The organism is Pseudomonas sp. B16120 (assembly GCF_044218845.1).
In the GTDB taxonomy this organism is placed as follows: Bacteria; Pseudomonadota; Gammaproteobacteria; order Pseudomonadales; family Pseudomonadaceae; genus Aquipseudomonas; species Aquipseudomonas paracarnis.
Genome location: NZ_CP162588.1, coordinates 4187324 through 4204366, shown reverse-complemented (window position 1 = coordinate 4204366; position 17043 = coordinate 4187324). Strand labels below are relative to the sequence as shown.

The following is a 17043-nucleotide window of genomic DNA, read 5'->3' as shown; positions in this document are numbered from 1 at the left end:
TGATCCAGGGTCCAGTAATCCTGTCGGTTGGTGCATGCTCACCTTAAACCTCGCTTTAAGGTCAACCCCTGCTTTGGCAAAAAAAAACCGAGTCGTCTTGGGGCGCGACGGCTCGGCTTTTTTTGGGCGTGTTGAACGTTTAGCCAGCTGCTACAGCCGCCTCGCGCTCCATCAACTTATCGACCAACAACATTCCCAGCTCACTTAACTGATGAATCGCCAACGCGACGTCGCGCTGTTTACCGGTCAGTTCATCCGACAGGTCGAGCAGCAGGGCGGTTACTGAGGAAAAGGTTTCATAGCTATTGGCGACGAGCATTTCGTTGCTGGCATCGTCGGCAACGCTGAACAGCGGTGTCGAGGGTGGAGGAGGGGGCTCGGCGTTGGGGTTGAGGGCGTGATCGATCGCACGACGGGCTGCCTGATCAAGCTTCAGGTTTGGATCGTTTGGAGGGTTGGGCGTGACTTTGTACATATGCGTAATTCCTGAATGGGGCCGACACCGTTTCGCTACTAAACGAAAGGGTGGCAGCTGTACGCAGGTTAGTAGACCGGGGAATTACACAAAGCCGGCGCGCCCGAAGGCGCCCTACGCACAGCCACCATCAGGCACAGACAGGAACGTCTGATAGATGAAGCTCATGCACTAAGTGTAATTGACCCTCGGGCTACTAAACCCGATCACTGAGTTGTCAGCGACCGAGCCACCTTCGAGACGCCCATCCAAGCGCACAAGCCGGCGGATTCTGACGCAACTGTAGGCAACGGAGCAAGGTGGTGCAGCTTGCTGTAGGACGGGTCTACATCAACGCCGGCCCACTCACTCACTCCCTGTAGGAGCGAGCTTGCTCGCGAAAAACCATAGGCGCCGCGTTCATTCTGGATGAACACATTATCTTTACGTTCTTCGCGAGCAAGCTCGCTCCTACAGAGAGGATGCCTCAGTCGCGACGCAACGTTTCGGTCTTGAGGACACAAGCGCTAATAGTATTGCTCGGCTGCCTGCGCGGCGGCTGGACTAGGATTTTTTCTGGCGGTGCACACCGACATTAAAAATTCACTGGCATCTACAAGGAGTAGCCAGTAGGCTACATTTGAATCTGTGACCAATACGATCGGCAGGACGCCCGAGTTCGATACATGGCTCGACGGTATGAAGGATGTGTGGGGTAAGACGGCTGTACTGATCCGCCTGGATCGAGCCGAAGAAAACAATTTTGGCGATTGCCAGCCTGTAGGCGATGGCATGAGTGAAATGCGTGTGTTTGTCGGGCCCGGCTACAGGATTTACTTTGTGCGCACGGGCATCACCGCTTACCTGATGCTGTGGGGAAGCGATAAAACCGACCAGAAACGAGGAATCAAGCGGGCAAAAGAGATTCTTGATGCCCTGAGAGGTCAATGACATGAGTCAGTCAACATTCAAACCAGAGGACATGCCGATCCTCGAGCTGGATACATCCGGCACCAGCGCCTATGAGGCTTCACGTTTCCTTGATAGCCCGCAAACTATCAGTGCCTATCTTGCGCAAAGCATGGCGTGCCACGACCCGCAAGTCCTTATGAAGGCGCTGGCCGAGGCTGCCAAGGCCCAGGGAGTGAACAAGGTTGCCGAAGCGGCGGGGGTGAATCGGGAGAGCCTGTATAAAACCCTGAAAGGCGGCTCAAAGACGCGTTATGAGACGGTCCAGAAGCTGATGTTGGCATTAGGGGTGGAACTGACGGTGCAACCGATTGCCGCGACCGCAATTAATAAAACGGTCGTCATTGGCAAAACGTGATGAACCAAAAACAGGACGGTTTATTTGCTTGAAAATAGATACGTCCCTTTTTGTCGACAGAGCGCCCATTCGCCATTTACGCGAGAAGGCGTGTTGATGTGCGCCTGGTCTTGTAGGAAATCGACCTCTGGCAGCGTAGGGTTTCCTCCATGATGCTGGTTATATATCCAGTATTTGCAGGTCGGCGCGCTCCTGAAACGAAAATGAGTGAAAAATGGGCCTGTGGCAAAAAAAAGCAACTCCGTTAGGTTGAGGTCCTCTCCTTCAAGAAAGGAGAGTTCTTAATCAAATCAATGGAGTCACAACATGAACAAACCACAAACCCAGACACCTCTTCGCCATGGTCGTGTCACATCCCCTTCCAGCCGTGGCGCAGTCGCCGTGGATCTTGGCCTGCTGGAAACCTGGCAGGTCAATGAAATGGAAGGCGGCAAGAACTTCCCGGCACTGACGGCCGGTCCGTTCCCGGCGCCTTATCAAACCGACAGTGACAGCGTCACGCCACCCGCCGACGGCGTCATCCTCAGCGGTGGCAAGACCGATGCCCGTGACTGCGTCAACTTCACCCACGAGGAAATGGCCAAGAAACTTGGTCGCGCCTTCACCTGGCCGTTGCTCAATGTCGAGCCGGGTCAGACCTTCAAGGTCACCTGGGCATACACCGCGCCGCACACCACCCGTGGCTATCGCTGGCTGATCACCAAGGATGGCTGGGATCCGAAACAGCGCATCACCCGCGCACAGCTGGAAGCCCAGCCGTTCGCTGAAGACTTCTATGCCCAGGTGCCGTACTACAGCCATGCAGGCGAACTGAAGGCCAAGGTCGATCATGAAGTGAAACTGCCGACCCACAAAAAGGGCCAGCATGTGATTGTGTTGATGTGGATCGTCGCCAACACCGGCAACGCCTTCTATCAAGCCTTCGATGTGGACTTCAAATAAGCCCCCACCGTTAAACCCACACGTTCTGAAGGATTAGAACATGTCAAAGATTGACTTTACCTCACTGCAATCGCCGCTCAACGATGCCGCTTCGCTGATGCCGAGCATTGCCGGCAAAAAGATCCTCATGGGCTTCTGGCACAACTGGCCTGCCGGCCCGAGCGATGGCTACCAGCGTGGCCAGTTCGCCAATATCAGCCTGGCGGATGTCCCAAAGGATTACAACGTGGTGGCCGTGGCCTTCATGAAGGGCAACGGTATCCCAACCTTCAAACCGTACAACCTGTCCGATGCCGAGTTTCGTCGCCAGGTGGGCGTGCTGAACAGCCAGGGCAGGGCGGTGCTGATTTCCCTTGGCGGCGCCGATGCACACATCGAACTGCATAAAGGCAACGAACAGCCACTGGCCAGCGAGATTATCCGCCTGGTGGAAACCTATGGCTTTGATGGCCTGGATATCGATCTTGAACAGAGCGCGATTGATTTCGCCGACAACAAGACTGTCCTGCCCGCCGCCTTGAAACTGGTCAAGGACCACTACGCGGCTCAAGGCAAACACTTCATCATCAGCATGGCGCCGGAGTTTCCGTACCTCACCACCGCCGGCAAATACGTCGGTTACATCCAGGCGCTGGAAGGCTATTACGACTTCATCGCCCCGCAGTATTACAACCAGGGTGGCGACGGCATCTGGGTGCAGGAGGTCAACAGCGGCAACGGCGCCTGGATTGCCCAGAACAACGACGCGCTGAAGGAGGACTTCCTGTTTTACCTCACCGAAAGTCTGGTGAGCGGAACGCGCGGGTTTACCAAGATCCCGGCAGACAAGTTCGTCATTGGCCTGCCTGCGAACGTCGATGCGGCTGCCACCGGTTATGTGATCAACCCGACAGCCGTGACCAATACATTCAAGCGTTTGCACGACAAAGGATTGTCGATCAAGGGCCTGATGACCTGGTCGGTGAATTGGGACAACGGGATCAGCAAAGACCATGTGCCCTACAACTGGGAATTCAGCCGCCGTTATGGGCCGATGATCAATGGCACTGCTCTCTCTGGCCTGGAACAGGATGCGGCGGATCTGGAGGTCGCCAATCGGCAGTAGCGCAAAGGGGCCTCTGGCAGACGTGCCAGAGGTCAAACCGGTAAGCTTCTGATCTGACTAAAATCCGATGCCTGTTTGGGCATCGGATTTTTTGCGTCACGCTCATATTGCGCTGAGCGTTCCTCAAACCGAGTTACCGCACCAAACAAGGCCGCTTGTTATCAAAGCCCCAACCCGGGATCAGAAACTGCATCGCCACACTGTCATCCCGGGCTCCAAGGCCCATGCCTTTGTACAGCTCATGGGCCTGGGCTACGGCGTCCATATCAATATCCACACCCAGGCCCGGCTTGGCCGGCACCTTCACATAGCCCCCTTCAATCTTCAACGGCTCCCGCGTCAGGCGCTGGCCGTCCTGCCAGATCCAGTGGGTATCGATGGCGGTGATCTCGCCGGGGGCGGCCGCCGCCACCTGGGTAAACATCGCCAGGGAAATATCGAAGTGGTTATTGGAGTGCGAGCCCCAGGTCAGGCCCCACTCGTTGCACATCTGCGCGACGCGCACCGAGCCCTGCATGGTCCAGAAGTGCGGGTCGGCGAGGGGGATGTCCACTGATTGCAACTGGATGGCATGGCCCATTTCACGCCAGTCGGTGGCGATCATGTTGGTGGCGGTTTTCAGGCCCGTGGCGCGGCGGAATTCGGCCATGACTTCGCGGCCCGAGTAGCCGTTTTCTGCGCCGCAGGGGTCTTCGGCGTAGGCCAGCACATGATGCTGGTCGCGGCACAGGCGGATGGCTTCTTTTAAGGACCATGCGCCGTTGGGATCAAGGGTGATGCGCGCATCGGGAAAACGCTCGGCCAGCGCAGTGACGGCTTCGATTTCCGCGTCGCCACTCAATACGCCGCCCTTGAGCTTGAAATCGTTGAAACCGTATTTGGCCTTGGCCGCTTCGGCCAGGCGCACTACCGCGTCGGCGGTCAGGGCTGTTTCATGGCGCAGGCGGAACCAGTCGTCATCGGCGTCGGCCTCGTTGCGGTAGGCCAGGTCGGTGGCGTTGCGATCCCCCACATAGAACAGGTAGCCGAGCATCTTCACTGCGTCGCGTTGCTGGCCTTCGCCTAGCAAGGCGGCCACCGGCACTTCGAGGAACTGGCCCAGCAGGTCTAGCAGTGCGGCCTCCATGGCGGTGACGGCGTGGATGGTGATGCGCAGGTCGAAGGTTTGCAGGCCGCGGCCCGCGCTGTCTCGAGACGCAAAGGTACTGCGCATCTGGTTGAGAACGCGCTGGTACTGGCCAATCGGCTGGCCGACCACCAGGCTGCGGGCGTCTTCCAGGGTTTGGCGAATGCGCTCGCCGCCGGGTACTTCGCCCACGCCGGTGTTGCCGCTGCTGTCCTTGAGAATGACGATATTGCGCGTGAAGTAAGGCCCGTGGGCGCCGCTGAGGTTCAGCAACATGCTGTCGTGGCCGGCGACGGGGATGACTTGGAAGTGGGTGACTACAGGGGTATTCATGGCGTGTTCCTGGCTGAGTTCAAAGAGGTTTGCTGATGGCGGCACCGTCGGGCACGGCCAACACGGCAGAGGGAGAGGTCTTGGCAAAGAACACCAGGATGGCCGCGAGCACCGAGGTACAGGCCAGGCCATACAGCCCGCCCTGGATCGAGCCGGTGGTTTGTTCGAGAAAGCCGAAGGTAGTCGGCGCCACAAAACCGCCCAGGTTGCCGATGGAGTTGATCAGCGCGATTACGGCGGCGGCGATGCGCACATCCAGGTAGCCCTGAGGGATCGGCCAGAACAGCGAAGACGCAGATTTAAAGCCGATGGCCGCAAAGCAGATCGCAACGAAAGCGAAAATCGGCCCGCCGGTGGTGGACATGAACATGCCGGCCGCCGCGATCAGCAGGGCCGCCGCGACCCAGGCTTGCTGGAACTTGAACTTGCCCGACAGCGACGCGAAGGCGTACATGGCAATGATCGAGATCAGCCAGGGGATCGAGTTGAAGAAACCCACCTGCACATCAGTGAGGTCACCCATCTTCTTGATGATGCTGGGCAGCCAGAAGGTGGCGGCGTAGATCGTCAGTTGAATGCAGAAGTACAGAGCACAAAACAGCAGGATCTGGCGGTCCTTGAGCAGCTTGCCGAGGGTGGGTTTCACCGTGGTCAGGGCTTCGCGATCACGTTGCTCCTGATCGATGGCGCCCACCAGCGCATCCTGCTCTTCGCGGCTCAGCCACTTGGCGTCGTGGGGTTTGGAGTCGAGCCAGAACCACACGAAGAAGCCCAGCGCCACCGAGGCCAGGCCCTCGATGCCGAACATCCATTGCCAGCCATGCAAACCAAAGCCTTCGATCTGCAACAACGCGCCCGACAACGGCCCGGAGATCAACGACGCCACCGCCGAGCCACTGAGGAAGATCGCGATGGCCTTGCCACGCTCCACGCCGGGCAACCAGCGCGTGAAGTAATAGATCACGCCCGGGAAGAATCCTGCTTCCGCCACACCCAGCAGGAAACGCAGGATGTAGAAGTGGGTTTCGTTCTGGATAAACGCCATCAGCGTGGCGACGATGCCCCAGGTGAACATGATGCGGGTCAGCCAGATACGCGCGCCGACTTTTTGCAGCAGCATATTGGACGGCACTTCGAACAGCGCATAGCCAATGAAGAACAGCCCGGCGCCGAAGCCGTAGGCCGCTGCGCCGATCCCCAGGTCATGCTCCATGTGCGTGCGCACGAAGCCGATATTGACCCGGTCGATGTAGTTGAGGATGAACATGACCACGAACAGTGGGAGCACATGACCCTTCACTTTGCTCACGGCGCGGGCGAGCGCTGAATCACTTTCGGGTACGGCAGATGCTGGGCTTGAATGCTTCACGAATGAAAACTCCCCCTGATTATTTTTATGCGGGTTTGGTGTTTTGTTGACAGACATCATACAAGTTGTTTTTTGAAGGCCGCAATCCTGTGAGGGCTGTTTTTGTTCTTATAAGCCGGTATTGAGATTGGCTATTTTGGTTATTTGCCAGATTTTATTGGGTTTTGCCCCGCTGGTGACGGCTCGGGGTGTGCGCTTCTCTCAAAGCGAAGACAGGGTCAGGTGAGGTGGGATGAGTGTGTTGTCATACAAGTTGGGTGTTTTTCGCCACCACCCGTCGCCCCGTGCGCTCAGGGTGATAAGCTCCCCCCCAGCCCAACCCCGTGGACCCGTCTCGATGCCGATTAAAAGCACACCGCCTGTGCGTAAACGTTCCGCCAACCTGGCACAGGGTGTGGTCGAGGCACTGACCCAGCGCATCCAGTTGGGACAACTCAAGCCGGGTGAAAAACTGCCGTCCGAATCCACCATCGTGCTTGAGCATGGGGTGAGCCGTACCGTGGTGCGTGAGGCCTTGTCCAAGCTGCAGGCGTCGGGGCTGGTGGAGACGCGTCACGGCATCGGCACCTTTGTGCTGGAGCAGCACACGCAGCCGGGCCTGCGCCTACATGTGGACACGGTCGCCAGCGTGCGCAACATGCTCGAATTGCGCCTGGGCCTGGAAGTGCAAGCGGTGGCGTTGGCCGCGCTGCGCAGGAGCGAGGCACAACTGGCCCACATGCGCCAGGCACTGGACGACTACCAAGCCTCCCTGGCCAACAACGACAGCTGTGTGGAGGAGGACAAGCGCTTTCACCAACTGATCGCCGAAGCCACCGGCAATACGTTTTTCACCGACATCATGCAGCACCTGGGCACGGCGATGATTCCGCGCACCCAGGTGAATGCCGTCGAGCGCGGCGGCGCGGACTTTGCCCAACTGGGGCAGTTGGCGAACCTGGAACACGAGGCCATCTACAACGCTATCAAGCGCCAGGACCCGGACGCCGCACGGGCGGCCATGGTGCTGCACTTGACCAACAGCCGGGATCGATTTTCCGGGCACTCTTAAGGAATCACCGTTGAACGAACACACCTTGTCCCAGCGCCTGGAGCGCGTTGCCACGCACATACCGACGGGTGCCCGCCTGGCCGATATCGGCTCCGACCACGCCTACCTGCCGGTGGCCCTGATACACCGCGGCGCTATTGCGGCGGCCGTGGCGGGGGAAGTGGCCGCGACACCGTTTCAGGCGGCCAACCGTACCGTGGCCGACAACGGCCTGACGCAGCACATCACCGTGCGCCTGGCCGATGGTTTGGCGGCGATTCAAGCCGGCGATGACATTACCGCCATCAGCCTGTGCGGCATGGGCGGCGAGACGATCCGCGACATTCTCGACAGTGGCAAGGCGCACCTCAATGGCCGGGAACGCCTGATCCTGCAACCCAACGGCGGCGAGCAGCCCCTGCGCCTATGGTTGATGGACAACGGCTACCGGATCCTGCACGAGGAGCTGCTGCTGGAAAACCGCTTCTACTACGAAATCATCGTTGCCGAACGCGCCGAGGCGGTCACCTATACCGCCGAGCAACTGTACTTCGGCCCGCTGCAAATGCAGGCCCGCAGCCCGGCGTTTGTGGCGAAATGGCAACGGATGTTGCGCCAGAAGCGCAAGACATTGGCCAGCCTCGAACAGGCGCGGCAGGCGGTGCCCGAGCAGAAAGTGCAGGAGATCGTGCAGCAGGTGAAGTGGATCGATCAGTTGCTCGCCTGACCGCCACCGGTCCAGTGTGGGAGATGTGGAGCCTTAGCGAGGCTTCGAGCGGTGTATCAGGCAACATCCATGTCGTGAATGCCGCAGCCTTCGAAGCCTCGCTAAAGCTCGACATCTCCCACATTCGATCGTGCAGGCCGGTGCTGCCTGGCGACATTCGCGGCACTTCACCGCTACGCTGTAGTCTTCTCTTAAATCCCCCCAAGGTGTTGCCTCGATGATCACTGTTCACCACCTCAACAATTCCCGCTCACAACGTATCCTGTGGGCGCTTGAAGAACTGGGCCTGCCCTACGACATCAAATGCTACCAGCGCGACGCCAAGACCAACCTGGCGCCGCCTGAGCTCAAGGCCATTCACCCCCTGGGCAAATCCCCGGTGATCGAAGACGGCTCGCGTGTGCTGATCGAGTCCGCCGCGATCATCGACTACCTCATCCGCCGCCACGGCAACGGCCAACTGCAACCCGACCCGGCCACCGATGCCTACGACAGCTATGTGCAATGGCTGCATTTTGCCGAAGGCTCGGCCATGCTGCCGCTGATGCTCAACCTCTACGTCGGACGCCTGGGTGAAGCGGGTGCGCCGCTGCATCCGCGGATTGAATCGGAGCTGGCCAACTACCTGGGCTACCTGAATGATGTGCTGGGCCACACGCCGTACCTGGTGGGCGACGCACTCAGCGGCGCGGATATCCAGATGAGCTTTATCGGCGAAGTCGCCCAGGCCCAGGGCAAATTGCAGGCCTACCCGAACCTCGCGGCGTGGCTGCAAAAGCTCCAGGCGCGGCCGGCTTATCGCAAGGCGGTGGAGCGGGGTGGGGAATACGCATTCGCCAAATAGCCAGAAGCCATGTTGGAGGAGGCTTGCCCTAATGCCAGTCAGTTAAGCGCAGATCTCCTGTGGGAGCGGGCTTGCTCGCGAAAGCGGTGGGTCAGTCAGCCTCGATGTTTGCTGGGCCGACGCCTTCGCGAGCAAGCCCGCTCCCACATTTGACCTTCGCTGCTTTGAACACTTCGTTCGCTTAACTGACTGGCATTGAGGCTTGCCCCCTCCCACATTTACAGCCTTAGACCCAGGTTCGTCAGGTGAACCTTCGAGTCTCCCAGCGCTCACTTAAAAGGTGGCACTGGCTTTTCTCGAAAGGAATCTGCATGCACTCCATCTCGTCAATCGCGCCCGTAGAGCGCGAACTGAGCCTGCGGGCAGTCATCACCGGGATCGTGCTGGGTATCCTGCTGACCCCTTCCAACGTGTACGCAGGCTTGAAGATCGGCTGGTCGTTCAATATGTCGATCATCGCCTTGCTGATCGGTTATGGCCTCTGGCAAGGCCTGGCCCAGCGTTCCGCTGAACACCTGCCGTGGACCCTGCACGAGAGCAATATCAACCAGACCGTGGCCTCTGCCGCGGCGTCGATCATTTCCGGCGGGCTGGTCGCGCCCATCCCGGCGTATACCTTGCTCACCGGCAACCAACTGGCAGCGCTGCCGATGATCGCGTGGGTGTTCTCGGTGAGCTTCCTGGGGATCTGGATCGCGTGGTACCTGCGGCCTTCATTGCTCAATGACAAGGCGCTGAAGTTTCCCGAAGGCATGGCCACCCTGGAAACCCTGCTGCACATCTACAACCATGGCCGCGAAGCTGCCACGCGCTTGAAAGTGCTGCTCGGCGCGGCGCTGTTGTCGGGGCTGGTCAAGTGGGTGGATACCTTTATATGGGCCTTCCCGCGCTGGTCGCCGAACGCCCAGTTGGAGCGCCTGACCTTCACCGCCGACCCCTCTCTGCTGTTGCTGGGGTTCGGCGGCATCATCGGCATTCGCGTAGGCCTGACCCTGTTGCTCGGCGCCTTGCTGGCATGGGGCGGGCTGGGGCCGTGGCTGTTGGCCGATGGCTTGGTGAGCCTGCCCGCCGACAGCAGCGGCCCGCAATTTGCCGCGCTGGTGGAATGGCTGCTGTGGCCCGGCGTGAGCCTGATGGTGTGTTCCACCCTGGCGTCCCTGGCGATTCGCCTGTGGGCGTTGCATCGCTCAACCCGAGCGGCTGGCGGCACGCCCTGGGCGGTTCCCAAGCCTGGGCCTGCCGTGGGGTTTGCCTTGGCGATTGCGTTGGTGGTGAGCCTGCAAGCGCTGTTGTTCGGTATCAACCTTGGGATGGCGCTGCTGACCATTCCCCTGGCAATCTGCCTGGCCGCCGTCGCGGCGCGGGTGGTGGGGGCTACCGGTATTCCGCCGATTGGCGCCATCGGGCAACTGTCCCAGCTGAGCTTTGGTATCGCTGCGCCCGGCCAGGTACCGATCAACCTGATGAGCGCCAACACCGCTGGCGGTTCGGCGGGGCAGTGCACGGACCTGATGAATGACTTCAAGGTGGGCAAGGCGATTGGCGCGACGCCGCACAAACAGGTTATCGCCCAGATTCTTGGGATTTTTGTCGGCAGCATCGTCGGCGTATTCGCGTACCTGGCGTTGATCCCCGACCCGCAAACCATGCTGCTCACCGAACAATGGCCAGCCCCGGCCGTCGCCACCTGGAAAGCCGTGGCCCAAACCCTGACCCACGGTTTGGATTCACTGTCCCCCAGCATCCGCTGGGCCATCGGCATTGCAAGCTTGTTCGGCGTGCTGCTGGGCATACTCGACAGCACATTACCCACCCATCGCGCCCGCTACCTGCCGAGTGCGGCAGCCTTGGGACTGGCGTTTGTCTTGCCTGCGTCGGTGTCGCTGATGATGGCCCTTGGCGCGATCATGACCTGGGCCGTGAGCTGTCGCTGGCCAAGTGTGACGCAGCGCTTTGCGATCACGGCAGCGGCGGGGCTGATCGCCGGCGAGAGCATTACCGGCGTAGGCGCGTCGTTATGGCAGATGCTGGGAAGTGGATGAGTGGCCCCCGTGGATTTACAACTCTTCACGAATTCAAAAGGCTCATCGTTATAGGCTTGGCGCTGCGACCACTGGATCAAACCCATTCAACTGACCGTTGAGCCTATCCCATGAAACTGCCTGCCCTCGCTGCCACGTTTCTCGCCGTTGCGACGCTGCACCCTTTACCCGTACACGGCGCAGGCCCCATTACCCATGTCGCTATCTACCGAGGCCCGGCAGGCTGCCCGGACTGCTCGGAAAACGTGAAAACCGCCTTGCAGCGTCTCAACCCGAATTACCAGATCGACTTCGTGGGTGCCGACGAACCCATCGACATCACCCCACACACCCTGGCCCGCTACGACCTTTATGTACAACCCGGCGGCGGCCAGGACATCCCCGGCGCCCTCGACAGTCTCGGTGATGAGCGTGCCGAGGCTATCCGCGACTATGTTGCCAAGGGTGGCCGTTACCTGGGCCTGTGCATGGGCGCCTACCTGGCGGACGACAACAATCTCGGGCTGATCCCCCAGGCGCTGGACACCGAAGCCGGCCGCCCCGGTTTTGAAGTGACCGGTATCGACGACGCTGCTGTGCGGGTGACGTGGGACGGCCAGGCTGATCATGTGTTCTATCAGGACGGCCCGTACTTTCCCAAGGCCAGTGCCGCCGCGCCCTACAGGACCCTCGCCACTTACCGCAATGGCGATGTGGCAGCGGCGCGCTATGCCTACCAGAAAGGCGTTGTGGTGCTGAGCGGGCCGCATCCGGAAGCCGGCCAGGAGTGGTTCGAGAATGCCGGTATCCCACTGGACAAGATGCCGCGTGGGGAGCTGTTTGGCTCGCTCATACGCAGCGTTCAAGAGTAAGGCGTGACGCTCGGTAAACCCGTGCACCGCCATGACCAATGTCGATATCAGACTCGATGATGGCGTAACCAGGCTACTTGTACCGGGCCCCGCGCACTTAAGGTGAGGGTCATTGGCCGCCTGAGCACAACAAAAACAATGATTAGCCCGACTCCCAACGATTCTAACGGTCAGCTGGCGCAAGGCTTCAAGCCCCGCCACGTGACTATGTTGTCCATCGCCGGCATCATCGGCGCGGGGTTGTTTGTCGGCTCCGGACATGCCATCGCCGCAGCAGGGCCAGCGGTGTTGCTGGCTTACCTGTTCTCCGGCCTGCTGGTGGTGCTGGTCATGCGCATGCTGGGGGAGATGGCGGTGGCGCGCCCGGACACCGGTTCGTTTTCCACCTACGCCGACCAGGCCATCGGCCCGTGGGCGGGGTTTACCATCGGCTGGTTGTATTGGTGGTTCTGGGTGCTGGTCATTCCCATCGAAGCGTTGGCCGCCGGGCATGTGCTCAATCAGTGGTTCCCTCAGGTCGATGCGTGGCTGTTTGCGTTGATCTCAATCGTTCTGCTGGTGATCACCAATCTGTTCAGCGTGGCCAAATACGGCGAATTCGAATTCTGGTTCGCCATGGCCAAGGTGATCGCCATCGTCGGCTTTATCGGCCTGGGCTTCAGCGTACTCATGGGCTGGATCCCGGATCGCGAAGCCAGCGGCTTGAGCCGCTTGATGGAAGAGCATGGCGGGTTTGCTCCCAACGGCCTGTCGGCGGTGGTGGGCGCGTTCATTACCATCATGTTCAGTTTCATCGGCACCGAAGCGGTGACCATCGCTGCAGCAGAATCGAGCAACCCGGCGCAGAACATCGCCAAGGCTACCCGCTCGGTGATCTGGCGCATTGGCGTGTTCTACCTGTTGTCGATCTCCGTCGTGATTTCCGTGGTGCCCTGGAACGATCCGCTACTGGCGTCCGTGGGTTCCTATCAGCGTGCACTGGAAATTATGAACATCCCCAACGCCAAGTTCATGGTCGATGTGGTGGTGTTGATCGCGGTAGCCAGTTGCATGAACTCCTCAATCTACATTTCCTCGCGCATGTTGTTTTCCCTGGGCAAACGCGGCGATGCGCCACCGGCACTTAAAATCACCTCAAAGGCGGGCGTGCCCAGGGCTGCGGTGATCGCCAGCACCATCATCGGTGCGGGCGTTACGTTGCTGAGCTACTTCATGCCGGCCGGTCTGTTCCAGTTCCTGCTCGCCAGCTCCGGCGCCATCGCGTTGTTGGTGTACCTGGTGATCGCTATCTCGCAACTGCGTATGCGTCGCTTGCTGCTTCGGCAGAACGTCGAGTTGACCTTTCGCATGTGGCTGTTTCCCTGGCTGACTTACCTGGTGATCGTGTTCATCTGCCTGGCCCTGGGGGTGATGATGGTGACGCCCGAGCACCGCACCGAAGTGTCCTCGACCATTGGCCTGGCGTTGGTGATTTCCTTTATCGGCCTGGTCACGTCGCGCCAGCACAACCGGGCACCCAAGCCGGTGGCGCTGGAACAGTCCTGATCACGCCCGTGGGGTAGCGGTGATGGAAACCGAGGCACCTGTTTGCCAGACCATCGGCTTTTTGCTGCTGGACCAATTCACGCTGATATCGCTGTCGTGTGCGGTCGAGCCGCTGCGCATGGCCAACCAATTGGCGGGCGAAGAGCTCTACCGTTGGCAAACCCTGAGCCTGGACGGCCAGCCGGTGTGGGCCAGCGATGGCGTGTCGGTGACCCCGGATGCGTGCGCGCAGGACCAGCGCGGTTTTGATGCGGTGATCGTGTGCGGCGGCGTCGGCATTCAACAGGCTATCAGCCCTGCGCTCATCGCTTGGTTGCGCAGCCAGGCGCGCCTGTACTGCAAACGTCTCGGCGCGGTATGCACCGGCAGTTGGGCGCTGGCCCAGGCGGGGTTGCTTGATGGCTTCCAGTGCAGCGTGCATTGGGAGCTGATGGCGTCGATGCAGGAGGCGTTTACCCGCGTCAAGGTCAGCTCCAGCGTGTTCACCCTCGACGGCAACCGCTTTACCAGCTCTGGCGGCACTGCGCCGCTGGACATGATGCTGCACCTGATCGGCCGCGATCACGGGCACACGCTGTCGGCGGCGATTTCCCAGATGTTCGTGTACGAGCGCATTCGCAACGAGCGCGACCACCAACGCGTGCCGCTCAAGCACCTGCTCGGCACGCAACAGCCCAAGCTGCAAGAAGTGGTCGCCCTGATGGAAGCCAACCTGGAAGAACCCATCGACCTCGACGAACTGGCCGCCTACGTGCACGTGTCCCGCCGCCAGTTGGAGCGTATGTTCCAGAAGCACTTGTACTGCACGCCATCGCGCTATTACCTCAAACTGCGCCTGACCCGTGCCCGCCAGTTGCTGATGCAGACGCCCATTTCGATTGTCGAACTGGCGGTGATTTGCGGCTTTGTCTCCACGCCGCATTTTTCCAAGTGCTACCGGGATTTCTTCGGCGTGGCGCCCAGCGATGAGCGCTCGGACATGCGCCTGCATCCGCCGCCTGCGTTACGGCCAGAGGGGCAATCCCTGGCCCCGCAACAGCCCAGAAATACACTGGAGCAGGCGCGCGACGAGCCGACGTTTGCTACGGTGCAGATTCAAAGGCGATAGGGCTTGGGGCTTGCCCGAATGCCAGTAGGAGCGAGCAAGCCCGCTCCTACAAAAGGCAATAAGCTTCAGCGCTCAAATCCACTGGTCATTCAACGCGGTACGCTCACCGCCTTCATGCCCGGTATTCAAAATGCCCCTTGGCTCGATCATCATCAGCCTGGCTTCACCTTCGGCGGCGGTCCTGTGCTCAATGCCACGCGGCACCACATACAACTCGCCCGGCTTCACATACACCGGGCCATCCGGCAGGTCGATACGCAGCGTGCCTTCAAGCACCAGGAACGCTTCATCGGTTTCGGGGTGCGAATGCCAAATGAATTCACCCTCGATACGCACGACCTTGAACTGGTAGTCGTTCATTTCGGCGACCACTCTTGGGCTCCATTGCTGGTCGATGAGCGAGGCTTTTTGAGCAAGGTTTACAGGCTGTGCTTGAGTCATGCGGGATCTTCCTTTCGATGAGAAGGCCAGACTATCCAAGCAAGCGGTCAGCAGGCTTGTACGATCCTGCAACCTCTCCACTCGTACGCTCCCGCATTCCCCACGGGAATGCAGCACATAAAATTAATGCATTTTTCTTACTGCGACGGTTAACGTAATTTGCGTCAAGGCCACGGAGAACCGCCTTGAACTCATCCTCATCCAATCCTGCTGACAAATTCGATACCTCAAGAGCCAACGAGTACGCACGACAAAGCCGTATCGCGTTGGCGGGCTATGACGCGTGCCAGGACCTGGCAGCCTGCATGCTCGCGGCAAGCCTTGGTGATGCCCCTTCGGCCAAGGTACTTGTGGTCGGCGCCGGCGGTACGGCGCAGGAGATCATCGCCATGGCCAGCCTTGAACCGGAATGGCGCTTCATGGCGGTTGATCCCTCCCAGCCGATGCTCGACGCGGCAAGGCAGCAGTTGGAAGCCAACCACTTGCTTGATAGAACCACCCTGCATCTCGGGACGCTTGAAGACCTGGCAGCAGACGCATCATACGATGCCGCCACCTTGATCGGTGTGCTCCACCATCTGGAGGGTGATGACGCCAAGGCCCGAATGCTGCGATCGATTCGGGCGCACCTGAAACCGGGGGCACCGCTGATCGTCGCGGGCAATCACTACGCGTATGCCAGCCAGCCGTTGCTGCTGGCGGCATGGGGCCAACGCTGGCGTCAGCATGGCGCCACCCCGGACGAAGTGAAGGCCAAGCTCGGCAAAATCCTTCAAGGCGCCGACCCGCCACATTCCGAGGCCGCTGTTCAGAAGCTGTTGCACGACGCTGGCTTCGGCGACGCGACCCGTTTCTTCAGCAGCCTGTTCTGGGGGGCTTGGCTGACGTGTAAGGTGCAATAGCGAAGTCAGCAACCCGTGGCACGATTCAGATCGCCCGGAGAGTAGCCAGCCGCCGACGCCAATCGCCGCCATGCCGAAGGTGGCATTCCTCTTCGGAGTCGAAACTGACGCAGCGGGCGATGTTCGGGACGTGCACGTCAACGTCATCCAGCGCGGCGGTAGTCAGCTCGCGCATACGGGCGTCCGCCCCGGTCGCGAGGGCGTGAGCCTTGCTCGCGACGCTGTCGAACACCCAGATCACCCGCAGGCTTTGGGGGAAGGCGCGGTAGTCGACGGTGTGGGTCAACCAGTCGAAGCCCGGGATTTCGGCCTTTGCGATCTCGCAGGCGTCGGTCAGGGCTGCGATGAGGCAGCGTTCGATACGGGCGTGGTCGCGTGAGGCCGGGGGCATAAAGGAAGTCCGTGAATCCTGGAAGTGGGTTGGGGCGCTGATCAGAGCATAGCTATCTACACAACTTCGGCACGACGCTAAATCTGTGGCAAGGGAGCTTGCTCCCGTGACGGCCTGACAGCCGGCGCATATCCATCTGACGCTCCGAAATCCAAATGTGGGAGCTGGCTTGTCGGGTCGCCGCATCGCTGCGAAGACGGCCTGCCAGCCGACGCCAATCTACCTGACACCCCACGATCAACTGTGGGAGCTGGCTTGCCTGCGATGACGGCCTGCCAGCCCACGCCAATCTACCTGACACTCAGCGATCCAACTGTGGGAGCTGGCTTGCCTGCGATGGCGGCCTGCCAGCCGACGCCAATCTACCTGACACCCCGCAGTCAAACTGTGGGAGCGGGCTTGCTCGCGAAGGCGGCCTTATAGGCGACACAGCTATACCGAGTACATATCCATTCCTGCGGTAACGGCCACTTAGGGTTCCGCCCTGACGGCGGCTCACTTTCGAA

At 60.1% G+C, this 17043-nt stretch carries 16 protein-coding genes and 1 pseudogene; 12 read left to right on the top strand and 5 right to left on the bottom strand.

What is annotated here, in order from left to right; translation table 11 throughout:
* Positions 1–139: 139 nt before the first annotated feature.
* A complete protein-coding gene (locus AB4P90_RS19595) occupies positions 140–475 on the bottom strand; it encodes a DUF6124 family protein (protein ID WP_019817546.1) in 336 nt (111 codons plus the stop codon).
* A gap of 627 nt (positions 476–1102) precedes the next feature.
* On the opposite strand from AB4P90_RS19595, the gene AB4P90_RS19590 reads away from it, so the two are divergent.
* The 4 genes and pseudogenes from AB4P90_RS19590 to AB4P90_RS19575 all read left to right on the top strand — a co-directional run.
* On the top strand, positions 1103–1405 hold the full coding sequence (locus AB4P90_RS19590; RefSeq protein WP_014719210.1) for a type II toxin-antitoxin system RelE/ParE family toxin: 303 nt from the start codon (positions 1103–1105) through the stop codon (positions 1403–1405).
* Between the two features lies 1 nt (position 1406).
* The gene (locus AB4P90_RS19585; RefSeq protein ID WP_395605312.1) at positions 1407–1781 is read left to right on the top strand and encodes an addiction module antidote protein; all 375 of its coding nucleotides are present in this window, start codon (positions 1407–1409) and stop codon (positions 1779–1781) included.
* A gap of 306 nt (positions 1782–2087) precedes the next feature.
* Positions 2088–2723 carry a lytic polysaccharide monooxygenase auxiliary activity family 9 protein gene (locus AB4P90_RS19580; protein ID WP_019817551.1) on the top strand — a complete coding sequence of 212 codons (636 nt, stop codon included), beginning with the start codon at positions 2088–2090 and terminating at the stop codon, positions 2721–2723.
* 40 nt (positions 2724–2763) lie between these two features.
* Positions 2764–3765, top strand: a pseudogene (locus AB4P90_RS19575) (chitinase); the annotation flags it as partial.
* A 196-nt stretch (positions 3766–3961) separates the two neighbouring features.
* Here AB4P90_RS19575 and gudD read toward each other — a convergent pair.
* Positions 3962–5287 carry a glucarate dehydratase gene (gene gudD, locus AB4P90_RS19570; RefSeq protein WP_014719206.1) on the bottom strand — a complete coding sequence of 442 codons (1326 nt, stop codon included), beginning with the start codon at positions 5285–5287 and terminating at the stop codon, positions 3962–3964.
* Positions 5288–5306: 19 nt separating this feature from the next.
* Complete coding sequence (locus AB4P90_RS19565; RefSeq protein ID WP_395605311.1) at positions 5307–6656, bottom strand: MFS transporter; 1350 nt, start codon at positions 6654–6656, stop codon at positions 5307–5309.
* Between the two features lie 337 nt (positions 6657–6993).
* On the opposite strand from AB4P90_RS19565, the gene AB4P90_RS19560 reads away from it, so the two are divergent.
* The 7 genes from AB4P90_RS19560 to AB4P90_RS19530 all read left to right on the top strand — a co-directional run bounded on the left by AB4P90_RS19560 (position 6994) and on the right by AB4P90_RS19530 (position 14803).
* Entirely contained in the window at positions 6994–7707 is a 714-nt protein-coding gene (locus AB4P90_RS19560) for a FadR/GntR family transcriptional regulator (RefSeq protein WP_032896089.1), read from the top strand.
* 10 nt (positions 7708–7717) lie between these two features.
* Entirely contained in the window at positions 7718–8413 is a 696-nt protein-coding gene (locus tag AB4P90_RS19555) for a tRNA (adenine(22)-N(1))-methyltransferase (protein ID WP_395605310.1), read from the top strand.
* A 217-nt stretch (positions 8414–8630) separates the two neighbouring features.
* The gene (locus tag AB4P90_RS19550) at positions 8631–9257 is read left to right on the top strand and encodes a glutathione S-transferase family protein (RefSeq protein ID WP_019817555.1); all 627 of its coding nucleotides are present in this window, start codon (positions 8631–8633) and stop codon (positions 9255–9257) included.
* A gap of 311 nt (positions 9258–9568) precedes the next feature.
* Positions 9569–11299 carry an OPT family oligopeptide transporter gene (locus AB4P90_RS19545; protein ID WP_395605309.1) on the top strand — a complete coding sequence of 577 codons (1731 nt, stop codon included), beginning with the start codon at positions 9569–9571 and terminating at the stop codon, positions 11297–11299.
* Positions 11300–11409: 110 nt separating this feature from the next.
* A complete protein-coding gene (locus tag AB4P90_RS19540; RefSeq protein WP_014719200.1) occupies positions 11410–12150 on the top strand; it encodes a BPL-N domain-containing protein in 741 nt (246 codons plus the stop codon).
* Between the two features lie 138 nt (positions 12151–12288).
* Complete coding sequence (locus AB4P90_RS19535; RefSeq protein WP_019817557.1) at positions 12289–13695, top strand: amino acid permease; 1407 nt, start codon at positions 12289–12291, stop codon at positions 13693–13695.
* Between the two features lie 22 nt (positions 13696–13717).
* Positions 13718–14803, top strand: coding sequence for a GlxA family transcriptional regulator (locus tag AB4P90_RS19530; protein WP_032904108.1), 1086 nt, complete (start codon positions 13718–13720; stop codon positions 14801–14803).
* Positions 14804–14875: 72 nt separating this feature from the next.
* Here AB4P90_RS19530 and AB4P90_RS19525 read toward each other — a convergent pair whose 3' ends face one another.
* Positions 14876–15244, bottom strand: a complete 369-nt coding sequence (locus tag AB4P90_RS19525; protein ID WP_005789834.1) for a cupin domain-containing protein — start codon at positions 15242–15244, stop codon at positions 14876–14878.
* A gap of 185 nt (positions 15245–15429) precedes the next feature.
* On the opposite strand from AB4P90_RS19525, the gene AB4P90_RS19520 reads away from it, so the two are divergent.
* A complete protein-coding gene (locus tag AB4P90_RS19520; protein WP_032904106.1) occupies positions 15430–16146 on the top strand; it encodes a class I SAM-dependent methyltransferase in 717 nt (238 codons plus the stop codon).
* A 25-nt stretch (positions 16147–16171) separates the two neighbouring features.
* On the opposite strand, the gene AB4P90_RS19515 is transcribed toward AB4P90_RS19520, so the two are convergent.
* Positions 16172–16537, bottom strand: coding sequence for a hypothetical protein (locus AB4P90_RS19515; protein WP_395605308.1), 366 nt, complete (start codon positions 16535–16537; stop codon positions 16172–16174).
* Between the last annotated feature and the right edge of the window lie 506 nt (positions 16538–17043).